This is a genomic window from Mycobacterium shottsii, from assembly GCF_010728525.1.
In the GTDB taxonomy this organism is placed as follows: domain Bacteria; phylum Actinomycetota; class Actinomycetes; order Mycobacteriales; family Mycobacteriaceae; genus Mycobacterium; species Mycobacterium marinum.
Window position 1 is genome coordinate 5,302,620 of sequence record NZ_AP022572.1, and the last position, 11,607, is coordinate 5,314,226.

The following is an 11,607-nucleotide window of genomic DNA, read 5'->3' on the forward strand; positions in this document are numbered from 1 at the left end:
TTGGCTCAAGCTCGCTTTGCACCCGCGGACAGCACCGAACCCAGCACACAGGTCGGTCATGAGCGGGCCGACAGCAATGCCGATCACCGTTGTGGTGCCCCGCACTGTGCCCTCTGGCGGCCCTACGGCGCAGCACCATTGGCCACGCGTCATCCATCACATTGGCCAACAAGACATTCGCCGCGCCTACGGCGGACCCGAACATCATGCGCTTGCTGGCGTACCCGATCTTAGCGTGCATCCGCATGGCCTCGCGGCCGCGGCCGACGTGGCTCATCGACTACCCCGATGCAGATACCGGCCACGCCGGTGAGTTAGCAAGCGCTTCAGTCCTTTCCAGCGATCCGTCGCGTCCCACCAACTCACCGGCAACCGGCGCTCGTCCCTGCTACGCAGTTACCGAAACCATCTCGCCGTCGGATTCGGGCAGCTTTTCCTCATCGGCTTGGGTTGCCTGGCTGTCCGGAATCTGCCGGCCGACATATTCGGCGATCGCAGTCGGTGTCGGATGGTCGAAGATCACCGTGGGTGGCAACGTCAGACCCGTGGCGCTCTTGAGGCGGTTGCGCAGTTCTACCGCGGTCATCGAGTCGAAGCCGAGGTCCTGGAACCCTGCCTCCGGATCGATGTCCTCGGGGGACGGCCGGCCCAGCACCGCTGCGGCCTGCAAACACACCAGACCAACCAGGGCGTCTTGGCGTTCGCCTGCGCTCAGCCCGTTGAGGCGCTCGGCCAGCGCCGACTTCGACTGGGCGGCATCCCCGGTGTCCTCGATCTGGCGCCGCCGCGGACGGCGCACCACCCCGGCGAACAACGGCGGCAAGCCGCCGGCCTGAGCCCGGGCCTCCAGGGCGGGCCGATCCAAGAGCGTAGCCACCATGAGGGGGTGGTTGATCGCCAGTACCGCATCGAGCAGCCCTACCGCCTGCTCCGGGTTCATCGGAGCCAGCCCACTGCGACTCATCCGAGCCAAGTCGCGGCTGCTCAGATGTGCAGCCATGCCGCCGGACTGCTCCCACAGCCCCCACGCCACCGATATCCCGGCCAACCCCGCGGCTTGCCGATGCGCCGCCAACCCGTCCAGGAACGAGTTTGCTGCCGAGTAGTTGCCCTGCCCCGGCGAGCCCACGGTCGCCGCGATCGAGGAACACAGCACTAACATCGACAAATCCAGATCCAAGGTGGCCTCGTGCAGATTCCAGGCCGCATCCACCTTGGCCCGCAATACGGTATCGATCCGCTCCGGCGTCAACGAGCTGATCACGGCGTCATCGAGCACACCGGCGGCGTGAATCACGCCACGCACCGGCGGGCGCTCCCCCGACAACCGGGCCAGCATCGCCTCCACCGCGTCGCGGTCCGCCACATCGCAGGCCACCACCTGCACATTGGCGCCGGCCTCGGACAACTCGGCGGCCAGTTCGGCAGCCCCCTCGGCCCGATCGCCTCGCCTACTGGCCAACACCAGATGACGCACGCCGTAGGCATCGAGCATGTGGCGGGCCAGCACCGCACCGACCGCCCCGGTGGCACCGGTGATCAGCACCGTTCCGTCGGCAAGCCCGTCGGCCAGCGCCGACGGCATGGTCAGCACCACCTTGCCGATGTGGCGGGCCTGGCTCATGTACCGGAAGGCCGCCGGCGCGCAGCGCACGTCCCAGGTGGTGACCGGCAACCGATGCAGCACTGCGGTGTCGAACAGCTCCCGCACCTCGGCCAGCATCTCCTGCATGCGCACCGGGCCGGCCTCAGACAGGTCGAAGGCCCGGTACCACACGCCGGGGTAGTTGGCGGAGATCTTGGCGGCGTCGCGGATATCGGTCTTGCCCATCTCGAGGAAACGCCCGCCGCGTACCAGCAGTCGCAGCGAAGCATCCACGAAATCACCGGCCAGCGAGTCGAGCACCACATCGACCCCACGGCCGTCGGTGACCGCGAGGAACTTCTCCTCGAAGTCCAGCGTGCGGGAGTCGCCGATGTGGTCATCGTCAAATCCCATGGCGCGCAGCGTGTCCCACTTGCCGCGGCTGGCGGTGACGAAGATCTCGACGCCCCAGTGGCGAGCCAGCTGCACCGCTGCCATGCCCACGCCACCGGTTCCGGCATGGATCAACACCGATTCGCCGGGCTGTATCTTGGCCAGGTCCTGCAACCCGAACAGGGCCGTCAGGAACACCACCGGTACGGCGGCGGCCTGGGCGAACGACCACCCTTGTGGCATCCGGGTGATCAGCTGCTGGTCCACGACCGACAGCGGACCGGCACCACCAAGGAAACCCATTACCGAGTCACCGACGGCCACCCCGGATACCTGCGGACCTACCTCGAGGACCACCCCCGCGCCCTCTGCCCCCAGCGGCGGGGCCTCACCGGGATACATCCCCAATGCCGCCACTACGTCGCGGAAATTGACCCCGACCGCACGGACCGCCATCCGGACCTGTCCGGCGGCCAAGGGCGCCTGGACCTCTGGACAAGGCTCGATCACCAGGTCCTCCAACGTTCCGCCGCCACCGGCGGCCAACCGCCACGCCGACTCATCCGCCGGCACCGCCAGCAGCGGCGGGGCCGGGGCCAGCCGAGCGGCGTGTACCGCGCCGGAGCGCACTACGAGTTGGGGTTCCCCAACTGCGACCAGCTCCGCCGCCTCCACCGCGGCGTCAGCGTCGATCAGCACGATCCGGCCGGGATTCTCGGCCTGCGCCGACCGCACGATTCCCCATACCGCAGCGCCGGCCAGGTCGCTGACGTTCTCGCCGGGCATCGCCACGGCGCCGTGGGTCAACACCACCAAGGTGCCCGCGCGGTCCCCGTCGAACCAGGACTGCAACACCTCCAGGGCGGCGTGGGTGGCCGCGTACACCGACCCCACCACATCCTCGCCCGCGCGGTTGGGCTCCCACACCACCACACCGGCATTGCCGGCCGCGCCACCGTCACCGCTGGCGCAGAAGTCCGCCCACGACACCACGGCGGGCTGAGCAGACCCGTGGGTGCCGCCGCCGCTCAGCGGTATCGGCGACCAGATCACGTCCAGCGGCCCCTGGTCGTGTGCACCACCACCGGCCGCCGCAACCGCGGCGCGCAGCTGGGCCGCCGACATCGCCCGGGTGACCAGCGCGCCCACCGTCAACACCGGCAGCCCCGCGGCATCGGCGATCTCCACCGCGATCGAATCCGGCCCGGACATGGTCAGGCGCGCCCGCACCCGGCCGGCACCACCGGCGTGCAGCGACACGCCCCGCCAGCAGAACGGCAGCTTTGTCTCATCGGAATCCGGGTTCTGCTCGGCGGTCAGCCCCAGCGCGTGCAGCACCGCGTCCAGTACCACCGGGTGCATTCCCATCTTGTCGACGGCCATTCCGGAGGGAGCGACCACCTCGGCGAACAGCTCGGAATCGCGCCGCCAGACCCCCACCAGCCCCTGAAATCCCGGACCGTAGGCATAGCCGCGGTCGGCCAGCTGCGCATAGCCATCGGAGATATCGACGCTGTCGGCGCCCTCCGGCGGCCAGACCGACAGATCCCCACCGGAGCTTGCCGCCTCGACCCCCAACATGCCCTCGGCATTGAGCAGCCAGTCCTCGCTCTGATCACCGCGCGAATACACCGACAGCGCCCGGTTCCCGGAGTCATCGGCGGCTCCCACGATCACCTGCACCTGCACGCCCATTCCGGGGTGCAGCACCAGCGGCGCGGCCAGCACCAACTCCTCGACGACGGCACAGCCGACCTCGTCACCGGCGCGGATGGCCAATTCCACAAAGCCCGCCCCGGGGAACAGCACGACTCCGCCAATCACGTGATCGGCCAGCCAAGGCTGATCGGCCAGCGCCAGCCGGCCGGTCAACACCACGCCACCGGAATCGGGACGCTCGACCACCGCACCCAACAGGGCATGCTCGGCACCGCCGAGACCCAATCCGGTCGCGTCGGCGGGCCCATCGGCGCCCGGTACCTCCCAGAACCGCCGGCGCTGGAAGGCGTACGTCGGCAGGTCCACCCGGGTGGCACCCGAGCCGGCAAATACCGCCGGCCAATCCACCGACATCCCGGTGCTGAACAGCTGGCCGAACGCGGTGAGCACCGAGGCCACCTCGGGACGGTCCTTGCCCAGCATCGACACCACGACCGCCTCGGCGGGGGCCAGCGACTGCTCGATGGAGCCGGTCAATCCGCTACCGGGTCCGACCTCCACGAAATGGGTCGCCCCGAGTGTGTGCAGCTGCCGCGCGCTGTCGGCGAAGCGCACCGCCCGCCGAACGTGCTCGACCCAATACTGCGCAGATCCGAAACCGCCATCGGCACTGGTCAATTCGCCCGTCACATTCGACACCAGCGCGATCTGTGGTTCCCGCGCCTCAACCTGGGCGGCGATCCGCGCGAACTCCTCGAGCATCGGCTCCATCAGGGGCGAATGGAACGCATGCGAGACCGCCAGCCGATGCACCCGCCGACCCTGCTGGGCGAACTGGTCGGAGATGGCGGTCACCGCGGCCTCGGCCCCGGAGATCACCACCGATTTGGGGGCGTTGATCGCGGCGATGCCCACACCGTCGGTCAGTGACGGCAACACCTCGTCTTCGGCGGCGGCCACCGCCACCATGGCTCCGCCGGCCGGCAGGGCCTGCATCAACCGGCCGCGCGCAACCACCAGCATGGCCGCATCGGCCAATGTCAGCACCCCGGCGACGTAGGCCGCGGACAGCTCTCCCACCGAGTGGCCCATCACGAAGTCGGGCTGCAGTCCCCAGCGTTGCAGCGCCGCGAACAACGCCACCTCCACCGCGAACAATGCCGGCTGAGCAAATTCGGTGCTATCCAGCAGCGCCGCATCGGATCCCAACATAACTTCACGCAGAGGGATTCTCAGATGACGATCCAGCTCGTCGGCCACCGCGTCAAACGCTTCAGCAAACACTGGAAGTTGGTCATGGAGTTCCCGGGCCATGCCGATGCGCTGCGAGCCCTGCCCGGGGAATACCACGGCGGTCTTGCCTACCGACCCCGCTTGCCCGGTCACCACGCCCGCGCCCGGCGCGCCGTCGGCCAGCGTCGCCAGCCCGGTCAGCAATTGCTGGCGATCGGCGCCGACCACCACGGCCCGGTGCTCGAACGCCGATCGGCCCGCCAACGAGAACCCGATGTCGACCGGGTTGGACTGCGGGTCGGCTTGGACATGGGCCAACAGTCGGCCGGCCTGCGCCGTCAGCGCCTCGGCCGATCGCGCCGAAATCACCCATGGCACCACCGGCAAACTCGGCTCGCCCTTGTTGGATTCGCCGTCCGGCACCGCTTCCGGTGCCGGAGCCTCTTCCAGGATCACGTGCGCGTTGGTGCCGCTGATCCCGAACGAGGACACACCGGCCCGGCGCGGGCGCCCGGCATCCGGCCAGTCCCGAGCCTCGGCCAGCACCGACACCGCGCCGCTTTCCCAATCCACTCGTTTGGAAGGCTCATCGACGTGCAGCGACGCCGGCATCCGGCCGTGCCGCATGGCCTGCACCATCTTGATCACCCCGGCCACACCCGCGGCGGCCTGAGTGTGACCCATGTTCGATTTGATCGAGCCCACCCAGAGCGGCTGATCCGTCGGGCGTCCCTGCCCATAGGTGGCCAACAACGCCTCGGCTTCGATGGGATCACCCAATGTGGTTGCGGTCCCGTGGGCCTCGACCACGTCGACATCGGCGGATGTCAACCCACAATTTGCCAATGCCGCCTGGATCACGCGCTGCTGGGCGAGCCCATTGGGCGCGGTCAGGCCGTTGGACGCGCCGTCCTGATTGATCGCGCTGCCCCGCACCACCGCCAATACGTTGTGCCCGTTGCGTTGCGCATCGGATAGCCGCTCGAGCACCAGCACCCCGGCACCTTCGCCCCAGCCGGTCCCGTCGGCCGCCCCGGCAAATGCCTTGCATCGCCCATCTGCGGCCAACCCCCGCTGCCGACTGAACCCGACGAAGATCGACGGCAGCCCCATCACCGTCACACCACCGGCCAATGCCATGTCGCATTCCCCGGAACGCAACGAGGCCATCGCCCAATGGATCGCCACCAACGACGACGAGCACGCCGTATCCACCGACAGCGCCGGGCCTTCCAGCCCCAGCACGTAAGCGACCCGTCCCGAGGCCACACTCACCGGCGAGCCGGTCAGCCCGTACCCCTGCAACGCACCGACGTCCTTGCCGCCGTAGCTGGGCGCGAAAATTCCGGTGAAGACCCCCGTCGAGGACCCGCGCAACGACATCGGGTCGATCCCGGCATGCTCGAGCGCCTCCCAGGAGACCTCCAGCATGAGCCGCTGCTGGGGATCCATCGCCAGGACCTCACTTGGCGGGATGCCGAAGAACCCGGCATCGAAGTTGGTGGCGTTCTCGACAAACGCACCCCACCGCGTATAGGTCTTGCCCTCGGCATCCGGATCCGGGTCAAACAACCCGTCGGTGTCCCACCCTCGGTCATTCGGGAACTCCGTTACGGCGTCGCGCCCCTGCGAAACCAGATCCCACAGCCCTTCCGGGCCATCCGCGCCGCCGGGAAACCGGCAGCCGATTCCTACCACCGCCACCGGCTCGGTTGCGCGTTGTTCGTATTCCCGCAGTCGCGCGCGTGCCTCGTCGAGCTCGACAGCGACCTTCTTCAGGTAGCGGAAGAGCTTGTCGTTCTGCTGGTCGGCGCTTTCACCGCTGGTGGTCATACTCAGTTGCTCCTGTTCATGATTCGCCAAATTCCGAATCGATCAGCTGGAAAATTTCGTCGGGGGTCGAGGCGGCGGCGATGCGCTGGCCCCAGTGCTCCTGCCCTTCGGTGATCGTGCCGAGCAGGGCACGCAACCGTTCGGCCACTCGCGGCTTCTCACCGTCGGCGATGGCCGCGGTCAGCTCTTCGACCTTGTTCAGCTGCGCTTCGATCAGTGGCAGCGCCCGAGCACCGCTGCGCGCTGACTGCGGCGTCACCCGCCGGTCCGCGCCGGACAGTTCGGCCTCCAGGTACTGGGCCAGTGCCGATATCGAGCCGTAGTCCCACCCAACCGTCTCGGGCACGCGCAACCCGGTGGCCGCGGCCAATCGGTGGCAGAGTTCGACGGTCATCTGCGAGTCGAAGCCGAGCTCCGAGAAGGCGAGATCGCGATTGACCGAGCGCGGATCCGGCTCACCGAGTATCTTCGCGGTCTCCCCGCATACGGCGTCGAGTACCAGCCGGTGACGTTCCTGCTGCAGCGCGGCCAGCCGCTCTTTGAGGCTCACTTCGCGGGTGCCCGAAACCAGGGCAGACGCCGACAGATCATCGAGTTGGCCGGGCGCGTCGGACCGGTGCTCGGCCGAAGCGAGTTCCCAGATCGGCTTGGCCGGGGTCTGGCCACGCAGCGCGCTACGCAACAACTTCCCGTTGGCGGTTCTGGGAAGTCGCTCAACAACGGCAAATCGGTGCGGCACCTTGAATGCAGACAGGCGGGTGAGCAATCGTCGGTGGATGTCGCGCATGACCGACCCGTCAATGCCCTCGGCGCTCGCCGGAACGAGAAATGCCTGCAGTGTCGATGCGCCGGTGGCTTCCTTGACTCCAACCACCGCGACCTCGGCGACGGCGTCCTCCTCGACGATCAGCCGCTCGATCTCGCGTGGATTGATATTGACCGCCCCGACGATTTCGGTGTCGTCCGCGCGGCAGGCGTAGGTGACCCATCCGTCGTCGTCGATGCAGACCCGGTCACGCGTTTCCAGCCAACCCTCATCTGTCAGCAGCGGCTCCGGCCAGTTCCAATAGCTCTCGGCAATCGACGGTCCGCGGACCCAGAGGTCACCCTCCACCCCGGGCCCGGCGGCCGCACCGTCCGGTGCCACGACGCGAATCTCGTAGGGCGGAAGAACCTTGCCCAGGCTCCCCGGGCGCCACTCGTCGACGGTATTGGATACGAACGTCTGCCCGACCTCGGTCGATCCGACCCCGTCCAGGATCGAGATACCGCCAAAGAATTCGGTGAGCCGCTCGGCCAGCCCCACTTCCAGGGCCTCGCCCGCCGATACCACGCATCGCACCGAACGGAACGAATCCGCAGAACACGCGTCGACAACTCTGGCAAAGAAATTCGGCACACCGTAGAGCACCGAGGGCTCGAATCGGGCGCTCAGCGTCGCCGCGACTTCCGCGCCCACCGGTAGCGTATTGACCACCGCCGAACTACCGGTGGCCAGCGGAAACCAGACCGAATTTCCCAGGCCATAGGCGAAATACATGCGCGCGCTGCTCAGCCCGATGTCGGCGGGAGTCAGCCGCAACGCATTGCGACACATGGCCTCGACAAACGCGAACACGTCGCAGTGCCGGTGAATCGCCGCCTTGGGCGGACCCGTTGTGCCGGAGGTGTAGGTGGCATACGCGGCGGCGTCACCGCCCAAGATCTCGTAGGCCGCCGGCCCGACCCGGGCCGCCTCGGAAAACAGATCCGCGGCATCCACCACCGTCGACGGCGCAAATCGGTCACAAAGAGGACCGGAGGTGATTACCAGCGCCGCCTGCGTGTCCCGCTCCTGGAACGCGTGTTCGTCACGGTGCAGCTCCGGGTTTGCCAGAAACGCCAGGATCCCGCGCGCCAGGCATGCCAGCAAAACCTGCACCAGCTCCGGCGAATCCGGCATACACAGCAGGACACGATCCCCCCTGCAAAGGCCACGATTGGCTAGCACCGCGCCAAGCCGTGCGGCTCCATCATGGATCTGACCATGAGTCACCACATCCGGCGCGTAATAGGCAGGCTGGTCAGTCCATCCCGCTTCCGATGCCCGCTCGGCGAGCAGTCCCGCTACATTCTCATTCCGCATTATTGGATGACCGCCCTAGCCGATGCTGTTTCTGGCTTGCCGACTGAATTGGATCCATGGATACAAATTCTGCGACCTCTGGCATCGTCACCCCCATAAACCCACGGGGAACCGGCCATTAGGTACAAATCGATCTCCCACTCCTTGCACTGGTACCGACGGATCGTTGGTGACGAATAGGTTCTTCGCGCGAATTATCTTCGAATACACTTCGGAGAAAATACTCGGTGATGATAATCACCGGCCGGCCTTCCGCGATGACGCGGTACTGACGGCCGACAACTTTCGGCGGCAAGTTACGACGCCGATCGAGCGCGAGCCAGGCCGGTGACTCTCCCGCCCAGACCTTCGCCTCTTCTTTAAAGGTTTCAATACAGCTGGCGGCCATCACCTCGCCAATAGGACGATGCGTTTCCAGCAGGCTCGCCACGATTTCGGCAGGCAGCAAGTCGATGGCAATGAATGATTCTGCGGCGACGAACGGAATTCCCGACCTGCGGCCCTTCAGCACGATATCGCGCCGCAAGACGCGACCGATCGAAGAATGGTCGCGCCCATCCATTTCCGGCGCGGCATCCTGAATCTGCTGCTTGATTATCTCTACGACGATCTCGTCGTTGGCAAGCACGTTCAGAATCCGAGTGAGGGTGCCGTTCGTCGCTATCAGTATCCGAAGGTCGCGGTTGAGCTTTCGGATATCTTCATCAGACAGATGACACTCGGTCATTTCTTGTTTCTCGGGTAATGCCGCCAACATGCCGTCATGCGGACCGGTCCAAACGGGTGAATCCGTCGTTTCGGTAACGTTCCACACAGGATGAACGTCGAACTTTGCCGCTGGTCGTGACCGGAATCGAACCGGTCGCCAACAACACGACATCTGCGACCCGCACTCGGTGTGCCCGCGATATCGCGGAGGTGATCTCCCGCTTGACCGAGCGCAGCTTGTCGATGGCCTCCTGACCCGAGTGGCCCCAGCTGGCGAACTCCACGATGGTGACCAACTTCTCACCGTCGGCATCGGGCACCGCTATCGCCACCACCCGGCCACCGGTGATTTCCTGAATCGTCGACTCAATATCGTCGGGATAGTGATTGGATCCGTCCACGATCAGCAGATCCTTGATGCGGCCCGTGATGAACAACTCGCCTTCGAACATCACCCCGAGGTCTCCGGTTCGAAGCCACGGACCGATCGAGGTGCCCGGCGAGGGATCGGTCAGCTTCGCATCGAACGTGCGCTCGGTGAGCTGGGGGTTACGCCAATAGCCCATGGCAACATTATCCCCCTGCACCCAAATTTCGCCGACCGTCCCCGCCGGACATTCCGTCCTGGCCTCGGGGTCGACGATCCGCACCTCAGATGTCCAGCTCGAACCGTAGCTGACCAGCTTGGCACCGTCGTCGGCTTCATTCGCGCACCGCTCGACCCGACCGACCGACAAGCTCTGGTAGTCGAAGTTGACGCTTCTGGGCGGGCGTCCCGGTTCCGCAGTGGCCACGAACACCGTCGCCTCGGCGAGCCCGTAGGAGGGTCGGATCGCCGTGTCGCGCAGGTTGAAGGGGGCGAACCTGTCGATGAAGCGCTGCAGCGTCGCCGGATTCACGCGCTCCGCACCGCTACCGATCCCCCGGACGTGTCCGAGATCCAATCCGGCCATATCTTCGTCCGACGTGCGGCGGACCGCCAATTCAAAACCGAAGTTTGGCGCACAGGAAATCTGTCCACGAAATTTGCCCATCAATTGCATCCAGCGAGCCGGCCGCTGCAGGAATGCCATCGGATTCAGCAACACCGCGGTGTCTTGATTGATCATCGGCAGAATGATGCCGAGCATCAGCCCCATGTCGTGATAGAACGGCAGCCACGACACCGCGGTCGAGGGAACTTTCTCCGTCTCCCCAAGGTAATCGGACATCAACTGGACGCAGTTGGTGATAACGTTCTTGTGGCAGAGGACCACACCGGCGGGCGAACGGGTCGACCCCGACGTGTATTGCAGATACGCGGTGCTCGAATGGGCCGGCGGCGTGAGATCGAGCTCCCGCGCGGAATCCAAGTCCAGCAAGTCGACCGCCACCACAATGGGTGTGCCGCCCTGCCCGGCGCGTGCGTGTGGCGCATATTTGGTGACCTCGTCGATCACCGACGAAGTCGTAAGAATGACGCTCGGCGTGGAATCCTGCAGCGCTGCCGAGATTCGTTCGTCGTGAATGCCGAACTGGGGCACTGGAAGGGGGACAGCGATAAGTCCGGCTTCTAGCACGCCTAGAAAAGCGATGATGTATTCAAGGCCTTGCGGAGCCAATACCGCGACCCGATCACCGCTGGCCCCGTAGCCGCGCAGCTCTTCGGCCACGATCTTGGCGCGCCGATAGATTTGCCACCAGGTGAGCGTTTCGGTGAACCCGTCCGGGTTCACGTCGTAGTCGATGAACTTGTAGGCCGCGCGATTGGGGTACTGGGTGGCCGCCTTGTGCAGCAGATCGGTAAGCGAGGACTCGCTCATCGCGAATCGCGTCATCATCCCATTGTACGTTGGTACTGCTTGGCCACCCGTTCCCGGTGCCAGTTGCGTCGTCACCTCGTCCCGGGCACGAAACGAAACGGCGTTGGTATCCATGATCATCCTTGCTCTCTACGGAAGAGACTACGGGCGTTTCGCTGCTGTGTCAGTCGAAACCCGAATCAGCGGGCCGGCGTGCCGCGCAAAGCCGCGCCGCAACTCGAAATCGATATGGCCGCACCGCCATAACAGCCCTCGCGCCACCGGCTCGC

Annotated in this window: 3 protein-coding genes and 1 pseudogene; all 4 read right to left on the reverse strand. The window is 66.0% G+C overall.

Annotated features, from left to right (window positions below; translation table 11 throughout):
- Nucleotides 1-388: 388 nt before the first annotated feature.
- The gene (locus tag G6N41_RS24500; RefSeq protein WP_198965924.1) at nt 389-6,703 is read right to left on the reverse strand and encodes a type I polyketide synthase; all 6,315 of its coding nucleotides are present in this window, start codon (nt 6,701-6,703) and stop codon (nt 389-391) included.
- Between the two features lie 16 nt (nt 6,704-6,719).
- A complete protein-coding gene (locus G6N41_RS24505) occupies nt 6,720-8,828 on the reverse strand; it encodes a p-hydroxybenzoic acid--AMP ligase FadD22 (protein ID WP_198965925.1) in 2,109 nt (702 codons plus the stop codon).
- Nucleotides 8,829-8,915: 87 nt separating this feature from the next.
- Nucleotides 8,916-9,555 (reverse strand): annotated as a pseudogene (locus tag G6N41_RS24510) (chorismate--pyruvate lyase family protein).
- 34 nt (nt 9,556-9,589) lie between these two features.
- Nucleotides 9,590-11,338, reverse strand: a complete 1,749-nt coding sequence (locus G6N41_RS24515) for an AMP-binding protein (protein WP_198968003.1) — start codon at nt 11,336-11,338, stop codon at nt 9,590-9,592.
- Nucleotides 11,339-11,607 lie beyond the last annotated feature (269 nt).